The sequence below is a fragment of the Azospirillum mesophilum genome (assembly GCF_053470405.2).
The window spans coordinates 1-16,891 of the sequence record NZ_JBPXMQ020000074.1 but is presented as its reverse complement, the minus strand read 5'-3'; the positions used below and the strand labels follow the sequence as shown (position 1 = coordinate 16,891).

At 67.1% G+C, this 16,891-nt stretch carries 12 protein-coding genes; 4 read left to right on the top strand and 8 right to left on the bottom strand.

The annotated features are described in order from the left end of the window. Positions 1-171 precede the first annotated feature (171 nt). Positions 172-408 (bottom strand): hypothetical protein, encoded by a 237-nt coding sequence (locus ACSVC7_RS31700; protein WP_448208511.1) that lies wholly within the window; start codon positions 406-408, stop codon positions 172-174. A 133-nt stretch (positions 409-541) separates the two neighbouring features. Between ACSVC7_RS31700 and ACSVC7_RS31695 the strand changes: the two genes are divergently transcribed. Genes ACSVC7_RS31695 through ACSVC7_RS31685 form a run of 3 tightly spaced genes read left to right on the top strand, consistent with a single transcriptional unit; the run spans position 542 to position 4,166 of the window. Then, on the top strand, positions 542-1,696 hold the full coding sequence (locus ACSVC7_RS31695; RefSeq protein WP_448208512.1) for an ABC-three component system protein: 1,155 nt from the start codon (positions 542-544) through the stop codon (positions 1,694-1,696). Further along, the gene (locus ACSVC7_RS31690; protein WP_448208513.1) at positions 1,693-2,208 is read left to right on the top strand and encodes a three component ABC system middle component; all 516 of its coding nucleotides are present in this window, start codon (positions 1,693-1,695) and stop codon (positions 2,206-2,208) included. Before ACSVC7_RS31695 ends, ACSVC7_RS31690 begins: the two co-directional genes overlap by 4 nt. Then, positions 2,208-4,166 carry a DUF3732 domain-containing protein gene (locus ACSVC7_RS31685; RefSeq protein WP_448208514.1) on the top strand — a complete coding sequence of 653 codons (1,959 nt, stop codon included), beginning with the start codon at positions 2,208-2,210 and terminating at the stop codon, positions 4,164-4,166. The genes ACSVC7_RS31690 and ACSVC7_RS31685 overlap by 1 nt, the downstream gene beginning before the upstream one ends. Positions 4,167-4,315: 149 nt before the next feature. Here ACSVC7_RS31685 and ACSVC7_RS31680 read toward each other — a convergent pair whose 3' ends face one another. The 7 genes from ACSVC7_RS31680 to ACSVC7_RS31650 all read right to left on the bottom strand — a co-directional run bounded on the left by ACSVC7_RS31680 (position 4,316) and on the right by ACSVC7_RS31650 (position 14,951). Continuing rightward, on the bottom strand, positions 4,316-6,394 hold the full coding sequence (locus tag ACSVC7_RS31680) for a hypothetical protein (protein ID WP_448208515.1): 2,079 nt from the start codon (positions 6,392-6,394) through the stop codon (positions 4,316-4,318). 176 nt (positions 6,395-6,570) lie between these two features. Then, on the bottom strand, positions 6,571-7,017 hold the full coding sequence (locus ACSVC7_RS31675) for a hypothetical protein (RefSeq protein ID WP_448208516.1): 447 nt from the start codon (positions 7,015-7,017) through the stop codon (positions 6,571-6,573). A gap of 598 nt (positions 7,018-7,615) precedes the next feature. After that, on the bottom strand, positions 7,616-8,608 hold the full coding sequence (locus tag ACSVC7_RS31670) for a hypothetical protein (RefSeq protein WP_448208517.1): 993 nt from the start codon (positions 8,606-8,608) through the stop codon (positions 7,616-7,618). A 219-nt stretch (positions 8,609-8,827) separates the two neighbouring features. After that, positions 8,828-10,732 (bottom strand): MobA/MobL family protein, encoded by a 1,905-nt coding sequence (locus ACSVC7_RS31665; RefSeq protein WP_448208518.1) that lies wholly within the window; start codon positions 10,730-10,732, stop codon positions 8,828-8,830. Positions 10,733-11,277: 545 nt separating this feature from the next. Beyond that, the gene (locus tag ACSVC7_RS31660; RefSeq protein ID WP_448208519.1) at positions 11,278-13,737 is read right to left on the bottom strand and encodes a hypothetical protein; all 2,460 of its coding nucleotides are present in this window, start codon (positions 13,735-13,737) and stop codon (positions 11,278-11,280) included. A gap of 346 nt (positions 13,738-14,083) precedes the next feature. Next, positions 14,084-14,374 (bottom strand): hypothetical protein, encoded by a 291-nt coding sequence (locus tag ACSVC7_RS31655; protein WP_448208520.1) that lies wholly within the window; start codon positions 14,372-14,374, stop codon positions 14,084-14,086. Between the two features lie 22 nt (positions 14,375-14,396). Next, positions 14,397-14,951, bottom strand: coding sequence for a helix-turn-helix domain-containing protein (locus tag ACSVC7_RS31650; protein WP_448208521.1), 555 nt, complete (start codon positions 14,949-14,951; stop codon positions 14,397-14,399). Positions 14,952-15,222: 271 nt separating this feature from the next. Between ACSVC7_RS31650 and ACSVC7_RS31645 the strand changes: the two genes are divergently transcribed. Continuing rightward, on the top strand, positions 15,223-15,999 hold the full coding sequence (locus ACSVC7_RS31645; RefSeq protein ID WP_448208522.1) for a hypothetical protein: 777 nt from the start codon (positions 15,223-15,225) through the stop codon (positions 15,997-15,999). Positions 16,000-16,891 lie beyond the last annotated feature (892 nt).

Below are 16,891 nucleotides of genomic sequence, written 5' to 3'. Positions count from 1 at the left end.
GCGGGCGCACCCGTTGGATCGGTCAATGAGCCTGAAAATGTTTAGGGCCATGATAAGCGAAGACTTCTTCTTCGAACTCTTTGCTTACATGCGATAGCCCTGCAAGGATACCGGACGCCCCGTGCCGGGGCCGGTGCCCTAAAAGCGTTCACCGGACCCATCGGGCGATTGTCACCACGCCAGTCCGAGCGCCCAGCCGGCCTTCCGCAGACGGGCGTCGCCGGTGGTCACCGCCACCGGGACCCCGAGCCGGCGCGGTTCGGCCAGAGCCTCCGTGACCGCTTCGCCCCCTTCTTCCGCCGCCAAGCCGGCCTGCTCAGCTTCGAACGCCTCGGGGAGCGACTCCGCTTGGTGGGTCCGGATCTCGACAGCCCGGACCGAGTCGTGAGGACCCTGGTCCGCCTGCATCAGAGCCGCCGCGGCGCCTCGGGCTGGGCCGTCCAGCAACCAGAGACGCCCTCCAACCCACCGACACAAACATCCGTTGACGGCCCCAGCGTCTTGTGCGTTTATCAACCAGAAGGTATAAAACAATGTCGCCATGAAGCCTGCGAAGCACAGCGCCCCCGGCCAGTACCTTGGTTTCGCTCTACAGCCTGTGCGGCTGTGCTACCATCTTTTGACATGTCCGGCGGGGGCAAAGGTTTCGCTCGAATACCTTGACGACATCGCCATTCACGCGGCCAATGGGTCGGTGACGCTCGAACAGACGAAGAGCGCGCTCAAACAGAATCCCCTTTCCGACTGGGCTAACGACTTTTGGAAAGCGCTTGCCAACTGGCTGGACGCGGTCGAGAAGGGAACGGCGCCAGGAGACGCGGAATTCCGGCTGTATGTGACACCCGTCCGGACCGGCCCAAGGGCGCAAGCAATGAGCGATGCGACGACAAAGGCCGACGTAGCAAGCATCACCGCAGCATTGGCGGCAGACGTCGCAAAGCTGAAGAAGCCACCCGGGTGCATGGAGTTCGTGCAACGTTTTCTCGATGCGACGGACGAGGAACGGTTTCGCGTCGTCAGCCGCCTGACGGTGGTCAGCACAGACGACGATCCGGTGGCCCCCATACGCGACCGCCTTTCGACGGCCGTCCCGCCCGCGATCCTTGACCATCTCTGCCAAGCGGCCATCGGGATGGCGAAGCAACAAGCCGACCGGCTTATCCAGGAAGGAAAACCCGCGATCCTCGATGGTGACGCGTTCAAGGTGGAATTTCGGGCTTTCGTACAGAAAAACAACCTGCCGGGATTGCTCATCCCACTGACCGGCGAGCCCCCCGCCGGCACGGTGGCCTTCATTCTGGCCGGGCGCCCGACCTTCATTCGGCAACTCGAACTAGTTGAACTGCCGGAGCACGACAAGGTCCGGGCCGTCAGCGATTTCCTACGCGCCTCGGCGAACAAGGCCGAATGGGCTGACGCCGGGCTTATCTTCAAACAAAGCCTCGACGACTGGGATGAGGATCTGATTCGCCACCACGGCCTGATTGCGGGCGAAATCGAAGACGTTTTCCCGGAAAAGACCGCTCCCCAACGGGGGCGGATCGTGTACCGGCGCTGTTGCCAGGTCCGAGAGCCGCTGGACGGGCGGGCGGTGCCGCAACACTTCATCAGCGGGTGTTTCAACGAACTCGCCGATGGCCGCCGCCTCGGCTGGCACCCCGACCACCACACACTTTTGGACGCCGATCAGGTATGATCAGCCCACCCCAAGACCGCAGGCGCCCGCTGAGCGAACCGGAAATCGTTCAGAACCCGGCGCTCGGCGCCTACATGATCTGGCAGTTCGGCCTCGGTTTCCAGGCAGAGGACGTCCGGTCGGCACCGTTGCCGCTGGCCTTCCTGGTGCTGCCCCTCCTGCTCCACCGGCGCACGCTGGAGATGATCGGATCCACGCGCAAATCTTCGGGATTGGCGCTGTTCGCGGCCAAGCTCGGCGAAGAACGCGAGAACCTGCTGGCCGTGCATGAGCGCGCCCTGCTCCTGCGCTCGTTGACGCTTCAGTCCATCGCCATGGGTAGCCGCGCCAGGCTGCTGACCGTCGACTACGCGGCGGCAACGGTGCGGGCGAACGCCTTGGAGCCGAAGAGCAAAAAGCCTGCCCTGCCCGAGAGGATCAAGGGGGTGGCCGGCGCCGCGGAGAAACTTGGTCACTGGTTCTGCAAGGCGGGCCTGCATCAGGTCGCGACGACATTGAGGGTGGAGTTCTGATGTACTTTCAGCTGCGCAAGCTCATCCTCTGGCCCCGGACTGACGCGCCCCCACGGGTCGTGGACTTCATGCCGGGCGTCGTCAACGTCATCAGCGGCGCCTCAAAGACCGGCAAGTCCGCGGTCATTCCAATCGTCGACTACTGCCTCGGGGCCGATAAGTGCGCCATTCCCGTAGGTGTCATCCGGGAGAACTGCTCTTGGTTCGGCATTGTGGTCGATACCATCGAAGGGCAGAAGCTCCTGGCGCGGCGCGAACCCGGCGACCAGCAGAAGACCGGCGATATGGTCCTTCTGGAAGGGGCAGAGGTCGAGATTCCGCACCGGATCGAAGAGAAGAACACCAACGTCGACATTGTGAAAGCAACGCTCAACCGGCTTGCCGGCCTCACCGGGCTGGAGTTCGAACCGGCGTCGGAAGGCGGTTACAAATCCCGCCCCAGCTTCCGTGATTTGATGGCGTTCACGTTTCAACCGCAGAACATTGTTGCCAACCCCGACGTCATGTTCTTCAAGGCCGACACGACCGAGCACCGCGAAAAACTCAAGACCATCTTTCCGTATATTCTCGGCGCGGTTACCGCCAAGGTGATGCAAGCGCGCTTCGAATTCGACCGCGTGAGCCGGGTGCTACGCCGGAAGGAAACCGAACTGCGCAGCGTGACATCGGCAACCTCCGCTTGGCGGCTGGAGGCCGAGACGTGGATCCGACAGGCGGTCGAATTCGGATTGCTGCCGCCGAACCAGGACTTTCCAACGGATTGGCCGGATGTCGTCGACCTGCTCCGGCGCATTGTCGCCAGCAATTCCCGGACGGCTCATCCGAGCCTCGCTGGACTGGATGTAGGATTGGCGCGCCTGGAGACCTTGCGGCGCGAAGAAACCTACGTGGCCGGCCAGCTCACCGAACACCGGCAAAAGCTGAACGAGTTGCGCCGCCTGCTGGAAAGCAGCGAGGCGTACGGCGGCGCCATGCGAATTCAACGAGACCGGCTGGCCCTGGCAGATTGGTTGCGCGGTCTTAACGCCGATGGCGACAACGACCCGCTCACCGTGCTGGGCGACGCCGGCAACGAGCGGCTAGCCCAACTGTGCAACAGCCTCGACGCGCTCGAACTTCAGCTGCGCTCATACCCCAGCCTCTCCGACACCCTGGACAAGGAGGTGATCCGTCAGCGCGCCTTGGCCGAAGAGACCCTGGAGCGGCTGACCGGAATCCGTCGCGAGATCGCTGTCTTAGAGCGCGATTCCCAGACCGCGCGGGATGCGTTAAACCGCTTCGACCAGACCGAGCGCTTTCTCGGCCGCTTGGAACAAGCCCTTCGCCTGTACGATCAAGCCGACCAGTCGTCGGGGTTGCGGGAGGAGATCGCCGAACTTCGCGCGCAGATGGAGTCCTTGCAGCAAGTCGTTTCGGAAGCCGAGATACGCCGCAAGCTGAAAAATACCCTCGACCGCATCGAGAACATGGCGAGCCGCCTCATCCCGCAGCTCGATGCCGAATGGCCGGACGCACCGATCAATCTCATCATTGACGACCTGACCGTAAAGGTGCTGCGCGGCAACCGTGACGACTATTTGTGGGAGATCGGCAGCGGCGCGAACTGGCTCGCCTACCACATCGCGCTGACTCTCGCGCTTCAGAAATTTTTCCTGGGCGAGCCCCATCATCCGGTTCCCGGCCTCCTGATCTACGACCAGCCGAGCCAGGTCTACTTCCCCAAGCGCGTCGCGCACGACGACGAAGCCGACCTCCCTCCCATGAAGGACCAGGACATCGCCGCCGTCCGTAAGGTCTTTGCCCTATTCGGGGAAGAAATCGGCGCCGCGAAGGGCCGGTTGCAGATCATCGTGCTCGACCACGCGGGCGAGGATGTGTGGGGCGATTTGCCCGGCGTCGAATTGATCGAGGAGTGGCGGGAAGATGCTCTGGTCCCGTACAATTGGCTGGCCAGCTGAGATATATCTTGAGGCTTGATCAAAAGATTACTCAGACGATCGCGTTTACTACGGCGCCACGCCGGCCAGAGGGACTGAGCACTGTGCTGCGATTGCCTTCCAACGGTCGCAACACAGTGCATTCCATCGGTTCGCGGCCCCGCTTCAGGTCAGGTTCGCGACAGATAGGCGTCTGCTTCGCCTGTCCAGCGCTGCTGCTGGAGGGCTTGGTAGTCCATATTAAAGGCAGCGGCCAGCTTATCGGGGTGGAGTTGGTAGAACTTACCCGCGTCGAACGAAGTCAATATGCCGTCAGCCTTAAAACGTTCAAGCAGTTCCGGCCCGTCCGGTCCCTCCTTCATCATGCGGGTGTGCTCGATCTTAGCCGCCAGTCGCACCAGCGCGCCTTTGCTATGCGAGCGGAACGATGTCAGTATCCTCCTCGCTCTACGCCGGAGCGAAGCGATGCGCTCGTTGGGGGCGGGCTGCGGCTCAATCGAGTAATCGGCCCACGGGTAGGTATGCGAGCCGGGAAACGTCACCGATAGGGTTGCACCATGCAGCGAGATCCGCTCGACGCGACTGACCGAAGCGTCGGCGGCCACCAGCAAGACTTGCTCACCGGCGGGCTTCATGTCGGCTAGAGCCGACTTGAAAATCCGCAGGTCGGTTCCATCGATTTCGATCAACTCTGCTTCGATTTGCACAGGCGCAGTGATGCTTACTGCTTTACCATCGCCGATGATGACGCCGATGGGAGCGACAATGTTAAGTCCGCCGATGAGCCCACGGAATTCCATAACGCCGCCCGCCGGGCTCTGGTATGGTCCGTAAACTCTACTCTCGCCTTCGGGGTTGCTGCTGGGAGGCTCCATCTCGAAAGTGATCTCGATGGTATTGGCGTTCGGTTCACCGCTGACATCAAGCGTCGCAGCTTCGCCCTGCGATGCTTGACTGCTGAATGAGGCATAGAGTGGACCTACGTCAGCCAAGTCGAGCCGCTTTGGCCCTCCGGCCTCTGAAGCCAGCCAATTCATGTACATCTCGAAGTACAGGCCGGCACCTATGGTGGGCTGTGCAATTAAGGCCCGCCGGGCTGCCTCCGAAGCACTTCCGCTGGTAATCGCCCAAACCAGGACATAAGCGGCAAACGCGGCGCTGGACGCTCCGCCTCGCGCGCTGAGGAAAGGGTGCTGAGGCGCAAACTCCTTGACCATTCGGTCGTAGACTTGGCGGAGGGCAGTGTCAGGAATGTGGGGCGGCGGCGGCGGTGAAGCCCCGAACAGCGTGGCCGCGATCATGCCGAGTTGTTCTTGAGGAGTGTACAGGGTGGAGGCGTCACAGCTCATAGAAAGCGCGTTGATCTGGCTTACCAGCTTGCTGTGCTCGCGCTCTAAGATATTTGTCGCAATCCGCTCCACCAAGCTGATCGGACCTTCCGCGGCAGCCTCGGCGAGACGCGCACTGGGATTCAATTCTTCTTCGTCGAGCGCATAAGCACAGATTGCGTCGAGCACAGGCGCGTAACCTGCGAAGCGCGCCTCTCGCACGCCAGACGTGTTGGTCAGCTTCTCACGAGTTGCGATTGCCAGTTCAATAAACTTAGGACCGTGGCGGCTGAAAGCGAGCTTCGTGCCCTCTCTGGTCTCGGCCAATGCCGGCAATTTGCGCGACAGGTAGGTAACAGCCTGCTTGTCGTTGAAAAACTCGATCTCAAGCAGGCACACGTCAACGCCTACTTCGGATAAAATAAGCCAAGCCTCCTCTGCGACGGCGGCACGGGCGAGCAACGTCGCTGGCAGTGCGGAGCCGTGCTGAACGATTTTGCACAGGTCGTTCAGACCTGCCGTGAACCCTTCGTCGCCGGACCTGAGTTGCGCCTCGTCCAAAGCGTCCACGACAAGCGCAATCCTTCCTCCGAAGGCATCCGCCAGCGCGTGATGGCCAAAAGCATTCACGATCCCGCCGACGAAGAAGTTTCCGCCGAGTGGCTCTGTCCGCGCGAGGTCGACGAGAACCGCGCCTGTCATCGCGCTGATTGCGCGGGCGAGCGTGCTCTTGCCGACCGCCCCAGGAGCAGCGATCACGATCACTCGCGCAATCGACGGGTTACCTTGAATGAGCTTCAGAGTCGGTTCAACGAACGTCGATTCAGTGCTGGCCCCAACTAGCCAGCCTGGCATTTCGCTGTTTGGCGGAAGCGTCGCTCCACGTAATCGCGCGCTCCAGCCTTCGTCGATGCTAAACATCTGACCTCTCTGCAATGCACATCATGCCTTTGTCCTAAGCGTACGCCTACGGCGGCGACCCATCAGACTGCCTTCCAGTTCTATTCAGTCGAGTTCCGGAGTTGGTGGACTGACCGGCAAACGCCTTGTTAAAAGCATTCAGGCTGGGGCACGTCACATTCCTCAGCCCTCAAAACTCAGTCGGAGACTCCGAATGGGTTGTCCGGGTCCGACAACTCGTCGTCCTGAGGTCCCCCAAGCTCATCCTCTTCGATTTCCGCCGTCGTGATCAGTTCCTCAACCCGTTCGGCCACCAACTCCGCCTGTCTGCGAGCCTCCTCCGCTCTGGCTACTGCCAGAGTCGCTGCGGCTGCATCTCCTGCCGCATGCGCAACCTTTGCTTCCGCCGCCGCCTGCTCGGCGACCGTCGCCGCCGTTTCGGCAGCAGTTTCCTCGGCTGCGATCTCGTTCTCGTCCACCCGGTCGTAGTGTGGTGGCACCGGATCTTCTGTCGGAAGATCGGATTTCCGCGCATCCACCTTGAACGCCTCATCCCTGACGTAATTTGCCGCTTCTCGGGCGCCTTCGGCAGCCATTCTCGCCGTCATGGCAGGCGTCAGCGTCTGGTTCATCTCCTGGGACACTTTGCATCCTCCTTAGCAACACCCCCCACCAACACAACCGATACAGGAAACGGTGTGGCAAAAACACCATAAAAGGAAGCGGGATGGATCAAAAGCACGCCTGTAAGGAGCGGCCGACACTCTCAGCCGAGGGCGGCTTTCCGAAGCGCAGCTTCGCCGGAAAATGGCTGTGGTCGCCAAGCGAGAGCACATTCTGAGGCACTGCGCAGCCGTTCAGAAGAGAAGACGAGTACCAGGAACGCGCGGTCGACGCGCTGTGGAAGGAGTATTCTTCGCACCAATGGTCACGGAGCCCGTGGCCGTTGGACGAGGCGCTGAGCATCAAGGCCGAGCATGCCTTCATCCACGCAGGGCGGCCGCGGCCCCGCCTGCGGGTCGTCCTCGAGCGCTACGCCCGGTGGTGGCGGTCGGTTCACCCGGAGTCGGTCCGTCGGTGTCGGACGGCGAACGCCGTCCGCGACAACGCCGAGGTCCGAGAATGATCTGAGGTCACCGCCAGTCAAATGGCGGTGGAACTCGATGTCCGGGGCGGGAGGAGAACGCCCCTGACCGCGGCCGTCCCGACGCATGGTCCGGGCCGGCCGTCTTCACACGGACGTCACGCGCTCCCGACCGAGCCGGCGGCGGAGCCGAACGGCAGTGGCGGGTGGCTGTCCTCGGCGGCTATGACAGCGTCGACGGCGTCGACACCACGCTCCTTGGCAGCTGTCGGCGCGGGCGGCCGACCCTTGCCGGCACCGCGCTTCCGGGGTCTTGGAGCCGGGTCGCGGGCGGTCCGTTCCTTGGCGGCGGTCCGCATCTCGTTCAGCTCATCGGCGAGGTGGGCGGCGTTGGCCTCGGCCAGGACGGCGCGGGCCAGGCAGGCGCGGGCCTCGGCCTTGGCTTCATCCAAATCGGCAGCGCACTGCTCGAAGCGCCCTCGCAATTCGGCGGCGTCGGCCTGGGCACGCAGCAGGTCTTTCTCCATCTGGTTCACCCGGCTGCGTTCGACGTCCAGCGAGGCGGTCAGTTCGTCGCGCAGGGCATAGGCCCGATCGAGGGTTGCGTCCATCTCCCGGCGTGCTTGCTCCATCGTTTCGATGACATCCTGGAGACGCTCCTGCTCGATGCCGGCTTCCTCGAGCTGGTCCCGCATCTCGGCGCGTAAGGTCGAGAGGGCATCGATCTGGCCCTGTAGGACCTTGGCCCGGGCCTCCCCGACCGAGCGCTCGGATTCCAGAGCGGCTCGATGGGCTTCCCGCTCGGCGTCCCGTTCTTGGCGGGCGCGGTCCCGTTCATGGCGGATGGTCGCGGTCAGGGTATCAGCCAGGGACGCCATCAGGGCGTCGGCCTGGACGCGAACAGCACTCGGCAGTTCAACCGGCGTATCGGCCGACGGGTCGATGATGGCCGGCTCTCCCACGTCGGATGGGGGCACGTCGTGTTGGCTGGCCTCCTCGGCCAGGATATCGCTCAGGACGGCGTTGATCTTCGCCCGCGTTCCGCCAATCACCCCCTGGATGGCGGTTGCGGAAACGCTGCGGCCCAGCGCCTTGAGCGTTCGGATCGCCTCGTCGACCGCATCCCGCGTTACCACTGCCTTGTTCGCCACGCTCGCCTCCTCTGTCCGTGTTCGGGATCGGAGATGGGGCCGGTCCCGGAGCTGTCCACAACGTTCCCAGAGCTGCCCGTCACATTCGCAATGTTGCGAATGTACGGAACATTGCGAATGTGACGGGCAGCGGCCCGCACGGGACGAGATCAGGCGCGTCAGGGTCGAGTCCCGGCGACCGAACCGGCCAAGCAGCCGGTTGTTTGTCGCCGCCCTCCGTCAGCGGGTCCGATCGTCGCGGTTGCGGCGGTGAAACGGGATGATCCTGGCGGGGCCGGGCGGATCGGGAACGGCGAGTTTGCCGTTCCGGACCAGGTTGGAAAGCGCCCGCGCCCGCTGCCACTCCTGGAGCGTGAGCCATTCCGGCCCGCGCCCGGTCAGTTCGCCGGCGGCCATGGCGGCGACGATCGCCTTGGCCTGCTCCGCCTCCTCGCGGCGCTTGACCAGACGCTTCCACAGCCAGCGGGCGATGGCGGCGGCCCGCCGGCGCATCCGGCGCGCGCCCTCGGCCAAGCCCCGATTGTAGGCGGTGCGCCGCACGGCCTCAATAATCTGAGTGACGCGGTTGGGAAGCGGGACCGAGTCTGGAATGCTGATGTCCTCCGTGGCCTCAATTCCGGCCATTCGGGTCTCGATGTCGTCGATGAGGCCCCGCGCGTGGTTCAGGCGGGACTTGAGCCGGTCGTTTCGTTCCCGCTGGGACGTCGTCCGCTGCTGGGCGGACGCCATGTCGGCGAGCGCGGCTTGAAGCCCCGCTTCCGCAGTGGTGGCGCGTGACGTCGCCGCAGCCTCCCGGGCATCGGCCGCGGCGCGGGCGGTGGCCTCTTCCGCGGCGCGGCTTTCGGCGTCGGCCCGGGCCTCCTGCTCGTCCTCGAGCGCACGACGCAGGCGGTTGGCGGTGCGGCTCGCCTCCTCAGCCAGCCGTCCGCGTTCCAGCGCCTCCGCTTCCCAGTCGTCGGCCCGCTCCGCCTCCTTGGTGGCGCAGGTGGTCGCCTTGGCGACCTGATCGGCGGCCTTGACCCCGGCCTTCCTGGCGCCGGCCGCGTAGGAGGCGCGGGCGATCACCAGCGCCTTGGTGGGCAGCGGGTCGGCCGGTTGGATCAGCGCCGCCACCGCCGTGGCGACCGGCGCGAGCGCATCTTCGGTGTCACGCAGGATGGCCTCTGCATGGGCGACACGTGTGGCCAGGGCTTCCTTCGCCGCGCGCTCCTGCTCGGCCAAGGCCTCGGCTTCCACACGAGACTGCCGCTCACGTTCCGCCGCGGCCTCGGCGGCGGCGACACGCCGTTCGGCGTCCTGGATGGCGGCAGCCCGGGTCGCGTCCGCGGCGAGGACCGCGTTCGCGCGGGCGGCAAGGGCATTGGCGCGCATGGGTTCCATCCTCGGGTCGAAGTGAATGACGTCACCGGCGGCCGCGGGCCCCTCGGCCGCGTGAACTTTCGCGACGAGCGCGCGGCGCTTCGGCCCCTCGTGGGCCGTCGGGATGCGGGCGATCCCGCGCGCTTCCAGGCTGCGGCGGTCGATGCGCGTGGGCACGCCGAGATCCTCGAGGACCCGGTTGGCCACCCTTTCCCAGGTCTCCCGGACGCGCTCCACCGCGTTCTTCTCGCTGAGGCGGAAGACGTCGCGCTGCCGGACGCGCTGCGCCCCGGTGGCCTTGGCTCGCCGGCGCGCCGCGGCTTTCGGCTCCTTTCCGTCCATCAGGGCAAGGTGGGCGTGCGGGTTCGCCGGGTCGCCGTGGACGGCGGCAAGAGCGACCGCTTCCCCGAGGTCGGTCGCGGTGTCGACGCCGGCGAGTTCCAGGACGAAGGCGCGCAGCAGCTCGCCGCGACGGACGTCCGGAACCTCGTAGGGGATCGCGACGACGATCTTGTCGAGGACGCGGGCGTTGCTCCGGCTGGCCGCCTTGCGGTCGATCTCGGCCTTGGCGAAGGCGCGCAACCTACCAACCGGCGTCCCGTGTTCCGGGACCGCACCGACGGCGACGATCTCCGTCAGCGCGGACGAGCGGGTGATGTAGTCGATGTGCGCCTTGGCGGCGCCGACGGCGGCGTCGCCGTGACCCTCCTTGCCGATGAAGGAAACCGAGCAGGTGAAGGGCGCTTCGGCCCGCGGCTCGGTCATCCTTCCCCTCCCCCAACTCTGAGCGGCGCGGGCCGGGGCGGACGGGGGGATTAGGAGCCGGGCGCAGCACGGCGTCCCGCAGGGCCTAATCCCACAAGTGCGCCTTCCCCCCTCCGCCGCGCCTCACCTTCTCCGCCGCGGCCCGCTCTGGGCCGGGGAGATGGCGGCGGCCGGGACCTTCGCAACGGGCGAGGACAGGCGGGTGCGGGAGTTAGCGTGTAGGTGGCGGAACGCGGTGCCATTCCGGTCCCGGGACAGGGTGGTCGAACCGGGCGCCGCAGCCGCCCTGGAGCCGATCCGGATTGGGGCGGGGGGACACCCCCCGCCACCCCCCGGCCGGGAGCCGGGATGACGGCGGCGGGCGCGGCGGGGCTCAAGACCGGCGGCGTGATTGCTCCGCGCCAAGCCCAGGCACTGCCGGCGGGGGGCATCCAGAAGGTGGCGTCGGGTCGGCGCCGGCCCCACGCCAAGGGCATCCGGCCGATCGTTAGTCGCCCCGCCGGCGAGGCGGAGCGACGGGCTGCGGACGGGATCCCGGCGGGCGGCTACGCGGCGGAAATCCGCGGGCGGGGGCGGGCTCCGCCGTTGCATTCAACGTCGGCGGAGGCGGCGCCCGGTAGGCCATCCGGGAAGAAGGGAACAACGGTCCCGCCGACGGCGGGCGGATCGGCGTCCGGCTCCGGCTCGGGCGCACCCGCCGGAGTCTCCGGAACGGCTTCCGCCGCGACCGGATGCGCCACCCGCAGGCCCGTGATCGCACCGCCGTGGAGTTCCTCCAGCGCCGCCGTGATCTCAGCGTCCGTCAGGTCCGCAAGGACCTTGGCGGCGCTCGGCAGACCGCGCACCCCGGCCCGCCGATACGTCGCGTCCACCGCCAGGGGCTTCGCCGCGCCGCAATTGGGGGACAAAGCTCTCTGAATGAGTTTCCACAGGGGATTGTCCCCCAATTGGCCGGATCGCTGAGCGTCCTTCTTGGCGGCGTCGGCGGTGGTCCAGAGATCCGGGAACGCGGCGGCGCGCAGGCCCGCATTCGCCGGCAGAACGCCACAGCGCACCAGAGCGGATACGGCGCGCGACGGCATCAGGTCGGACCATGGCAGGACGGCGTCGTACGTGACGTCCAACACGACGGAGGAGACGACGATCACCAGCGCGGTGCGGTCCCGGTGAATCAGGCGGAGGCGGTCGAGCACCTGCTCCAACTCGCGCTCCCGGCACTGCTCGAGGACGGCCTGGATGCGGGGTTCGGGGTGGGCTTCGACCAGGGCCACGGATTCGGAACCGTCCCGCATGCGGCGCCGGCGCTCCACTTTCGGCAGTCGGTTCGTCCCCAGGAAGGCCAGAGGCGTGCCGGCGTCGAAGAACAGGGCTCGGGCCATGGTCTCGACGGCGAGGACGGTGGGCTGCAGGCGGCCGGCAACGATGACGGCGGCGTGGTCGCGGTAGGCATCCGAGCCACGCAGGCCGCCCAGATGCCCAAGGGCGGAGCCCTTGCCGATGGCGCGGGCGATGATGTCGGCAGTGTCCCCGTGGTCTCGGAGGGCGGGGAGGACGGCCTTGTACGTCACCAACAGCGTCGGCCCGGCGGTCGCGCTGACGACCTCGAACAGGGCGGCCAGGGCGCGCCGGTTGTTGCGGGCGAAGGTCCGGCCGGCGTCGGAGCCGCCGTCCTCGTCACCGAGCTCCACCAGCGACGACCGGCCCAGCGCGCGGTCGGCCAGACCGACGACGTGGGCCTTGCGCTCGACGTCCAGCCGGACGATGCGGATGGTCGGGAACCAGAGGCGGACGATCTCCGGGTCCATCGAGGCGTCCAGCAGCAGGACCGGGGCCTCGGCCGGGACGCCACGCAGGTCGGATCGCTTGAACCAAGCGATGACGGTCCGGCGGGCGTCGGCGGGACCGATCCTGGCGAGGGCGACGGAGTGGAGCGCAGGGCGGGCGGTCTCGATCTCCACGGCGAGGGCGCGCCAAAGGGCGGCGAGGCGGGAGGCCGGCGTGGGGGTATGGGCCGCCAGGGCGGCGCCGATGGCGGTGTCCGCCATGGCCGGGTCGATGGCCGGCGCGGCGCTTTCACCCTCCAGCCGGGCGGCCAGCCGGCAGTCCTTGGCCGTCAGTCCTTGGGCGGGCCAGTCGGCCGGGGCCGTACCGGCGAGCATAAGCTGGTGGGCGGTGCCGGCGCGCCTGACGAGCCAGGCGCGGGCCAGCCCGAGGGTGATGTCGTTTTCGTCGACGGGGGCGTCGCCCAGCCAGCTCCGGTCCGCAAACCAATCCTCGAGGGTAATGCTCCGCTCCTTGATGGCGACCTGCCACCAGCTTTCGTCGATGATGACCGCGTCCGGCTTCCGCTGACCCTTGGGCGCCGGCGTCGTCAGGTAGGAATGCGGCGCGAAATACAGACCCGGCCGGACGTCGTTCGATTGGTCGTAGTGGGCGCAGCGGTGCGCCATCGGGCAGCGGAGGGCGATGGGCGAGCCGTCCTGAACGGCAAAGCGCTCACACAGATTGCGGTAGGCGGACAAGCCCTTCCCGTGGAGCGCTTTGACGAGGGCGGTCCGGCCGCAGAGCGGCGCGCCGGCGGCGTCGATCGCCTCACGTCCGCGCAGGACGGCGACGGGCGGCAGGGGCGCCGGCGGCTCCCAAAACTCCAGCGGGTCGGGATCCCCACGCTCGGCCTCGGCGACGGCCTCAAGATTTGCCACGGCCTTGTCGGCCAGCTCGTCCCCGAGGTTGTGGCGCGGGACGAAGAACGCCACCCGGAGGCCGGCGCGCAGCAGCGGCAGGACGGCCTCGAGCAGGGTCGTCGATTTGCCCAGGCCGGCGGCGCCCCGGATGCCGATCACGGTCCGGGCGCCCCCGGACGGGCCGGCGAGGGCCGCCGCGGCCCAGCCGGCGGCCTCCCGCCGCAGAAGCGCCTGCGCCTCGGCCGGCAGGAGGGCGTCGACGGTGTAGTGCGGTGACCGCGGCGCAGCGACAGCGCGGCCGGAATCCTCGAGATCAGCCATGCTTTCCCGCCCGGACCGGGAACCGCGGCAACGCGGATCGTCCCATGTGCCCTCCTCGGGGCACTTCCGGGCTTGTCGACGACGGGCGCGGGCCTATCTCGACGACTGTGATCGTGCCGGACGTGGCGCAACACGTTTCGACCGATGGAGCGCCCGGGTCCGACCCCGGGCGCTTCGCATTTCGGCCCCGGCGACGCCGGAGCGCCCCCGAGATAGACACCGGCCCCCACCCCACAAGGTCCGGTCAGGAAGCCTCGGCCGAGCGTCGATCACGACTTCCACCACTCCCGGTACGGCGCCTGTACCGGCCCCGCCGTCCGGTGCACTCCACCTCGCCGCGTCGGTCCTACGGACCAGCCGCCCTGGGCATGCCTGCGGCGACGAGAGCGAGGCGCCAGAGGATGCCCGCCTGGTCCTGTGGGGGCAGGAAATCGAAGTCGGGACTCCGGTGGGCAGCGCAGATGGCCGCGCACGCCTCCTCGCGCGTCGGTGGGCGGTCGAGCCGCTCGCTGGAGTCGAAAAGCCCGTCCTGCGTGTAGCGGTTGACGATCACCACACAACGCTCGAGCGACACGGCGACCGTCTTCGGGGAGCGGGGGCCGTCGAGATGGATCAGAATGTGCCGGTTCGGCTTCATGGGAGGAACTCCGGGACGGGGATCAGTCGGCGTTGCCCAGGCACTCGGCGAGCCCGACGACGGGTCCGAGCGTGCGCGGGGCAGCCCGATGGTCGCGGCGGACGCGCATGACCGTGCCGACCGACAGCCCGACGGCCGCGGCGATCTCCCGAACCAGGACGCCGGCCGCAGACAGGGCGAGGATCTCGGCGACGCGTTCCGGAGTCGCGCGGCCGTAGGGGCGGCTCCCCGGGCGCGCCGGCGGCGATGGCGCATCGCCGGTGTTCGGCAGGGACGCGAGGAGTTCGGCAACCCGCAGGATGGCGGCGCCGTCCAGGCTGTGCCGCAGGATGGAAATCCGAACCCCGGCTTCCGCCGCGCGCCGCAGCGACGCCAGAGCCGTGCGGGCGGTGGCACCGAGATGTCCGAGGTCCGGGACGAGGAGATCGTCGCCATCCGCGAGGAGAGCCAGCAGGGTGTTCAGGCCGGCCCGGTCGACGCTGGCGTCATGCACGATGCGGGCGCCGGCGATCGCGGCGGCGTACCCGTCGGCCATGTCGGCGGTTGCGGAAGCGGAATGGACGTAGACGATACGCATGGGATGGCTCCTGTCGTGACGACGGCGGCCGATCAGTGGATCGGCGCGGTCAAGCAGGGGCTGACGGTCATATGGGGCCGCATCCGTAGGATGGTTCCCGGAAAATGCAGTTTGTTTTTCGAATTACCTGTGGCCCGGAACGCGCTGCCGCCGCACAGCGGGGTGGCGATCCACAAGGCCGATCCGGCAGAACAACGGCATCGGCGGCCATCCCGCCGTCCTTGCCCCGCCGCCGGCATCGTGCCGGCCGGCCGGAGGTCAGGAGACCGCCATGCTTCATTCCGCCGCCCGCGTCCCCACCGCCGTGCATGCCTCCGCCCGCCATCGGCCGGGGTCTCTCGTTGGCGATGCCCTGACCCTGCTGCGCGATCCGAGCATCCTCGGGAGCTGGCTGCATGCCAGCCGCCTCGCCGAGATGCTGGCCGGCGCCCACGCCCCTCACCGCGCCGGCAAGCCGACGGCGCAGATCGCCAACGAGTTGCGCGCCAAGCTGCTGCCGCCCGCCCGGTACGGGTGTTATCCGGACCTCGAGGTGCGGCCCGGCTCCCTCATCCGCGCGGTCAGCCTCGTGGGCACCGGCGCGCCGGCGGCCGTTCCCGGCGTCCCCCGTCCCCTGTCGCGACATGAGCGCCTTCAGAGCCTGCTGGCCGGCACCCACCTGATGAGGGGTGACGCCGTCTACCTGCCACCGGGCGACCGCGGCCGGCATCCCGACCTGCGGAGCCGGCTGACCCTGACGCTGCCCAGCCTCGGCGACGCCGCGGCCGACCGGAGTCTCGCCCAGGTCGACGTCGTCGTCCTGCGCGGCGGCCGGATCCATCGGCTCTACGAGATCGAGACCAACGCCGGCAAGTCGACCAAGGCCCTGCTCCGCCTCGGTGACGTCCTGGCGACCGCCGGAACGCCGCCGGGAGGCCTCGTCGCCGCGGTCCCCGATGCGCAGGTCGACCGTCTCAAGGTCGAACTCGAGAGGCCGACCCTGCGCGCATTGCGCGGTGTCTGCCGGATCCTGCCCTTCTCCGGGATCGAGGATCCCTTCGGTCCCTGACCGGTCGGGGATGAGGCTTCTTCGTCGGATGGATCGCCGTCCCGCGTCCGGCATGCTGGGACCGGCGGCATCGCGCCGCGCGGCGAACTCCCAGAACGGCCGCGGGACGGCGCGCAGGAAGTTCCCCTGGTCCGGCATCGCCGCTGATGCTCGTTCTGCCCGCGGCCGAGGGATGCCGGACGGCGACGACCCCATATCCTCGCCAGCACCTGGAACCGCCCTTGCCAGTTGCACAGGACTGTAGCACACTAGGCGGCGTGGGTGATGAAAACGTCCGTGTTTCAAGGCCTTCCGGGAGCGGCCGCCGCCGCAGCTGAGGATCCTGGCGCCCCAGCCACTCTAACCCTTTGATCCGATTGGATTTTTGGCCCGCTTCGGCGGGCCTTTTCGTGTTGCAATCCGCTGCAAACCGAATCGTGCGGAATCAACGACTTACACGGAGTCACAAAATTTCCGTGCAACGCCTATGCAACACGAGCCAGCGATTTTGTTCAATATGCGTTCTCGGTGACGCCCAGGCGAATCGGCGTTACCTATGCCGTGTCGCGGCTCGCTAAGCGCATAAACAGGTACCCGAGCTTCTCTTTCCGGGGCGCGCTCGGTCAGGCAACGCGGGTGTCCGCTTGTAGGCCCGAGGAATGGACGTAGGCTCTCTGGCGCGCCGGGCACATACAAGCCGGCTGCACCGGCATGGTGCATGGGGAGGTATGGCTATCCCCTCCGGCGCAGCCACGACACGGTATTGAGCCAAACGCCACCACGGAACTCGGCCTTGGCGGCCGGCATGACTGAGAGACTGTTTGAAAAGGGTTGGCGCTGAGGTCGTGTTGTGATTCAAGCTTTGTATGTGGACCGAAGCGACGCGCGGCCGGATGGCCAAGATCGAGAAGAA

Coding starts and splice junctions, on each gene's coding strand:
- ACSVC7_RS31695 (WP_448208512.1), top strand. CDS start 542: ATGAAGCCTGCGAAGCACAGCGCCCCCGGCCAGTACCTTGGTTTCGCT.
- ACSVC7_RS31690 (WP_448208513.1), top strand. CDS start 1,693: ATGATCAGCCCACCCCAAGACCGCAGGCGCCCGCTGAGCGAACCGGAA.
- ACSVC7_RS31650 (WP_448208521.1), bottom strand. CDS start 14,951: ATGCGTATCGTCTACGTCCATTCCGCTTCCGCAACCGCCGACATGGCC.
- ACSVC7_RS31665 (WP_448208518.1), bottom strand. CDS start 10,732: ATGACCGAGCCGCGGGCCGAAGCGCCCTTCACCTGCTCGGTTTCCTTC.
- ACSVC7_RS31660 (WP_448208519.1), bottom strand. CDS start 13,737: ATGGCTGATCTCGAGGATTCCGGCCGCGCTGTCGCTGCGCCGCGGTCA.
- ACSVC7_RS31655 (WP_448208520.1), bottom strand. CDS start 14,374: ATGAAGCCGAACCGGCACATTCTGATCCATCTCGACGGCCCCCGCTCC.
- ACSVC7_RS31685 (WP_448208514.1), top strand. CDS start 2,208: ATGTACTTTCAGCTGCGCAAGCTCATCCTCTGGCCCCGGACTGACGCG.
- ACSVC7_RS31700 (WP_448208511.1), bottom strand. CDS start 408: ATGCAGGCGGACCAGGGTCCTCACGACTCGGTCCGGGCTGTCGAGATC.
- ACSVC7_RS31680 (WP_448208515.1), bottom strand. CDS start 6,394: ATGTTTAGCATCGACGAAGGCTGGAGCGCGCGATTACGTGGAGCGACG.
- ACSVC7_RS31645 (WP_448208522.1), top strand. CDS start 15,223: ATGCTTCATTCCGCCGCCCGCGTCCCCACCGCCGTGCATGCCTCCGCC.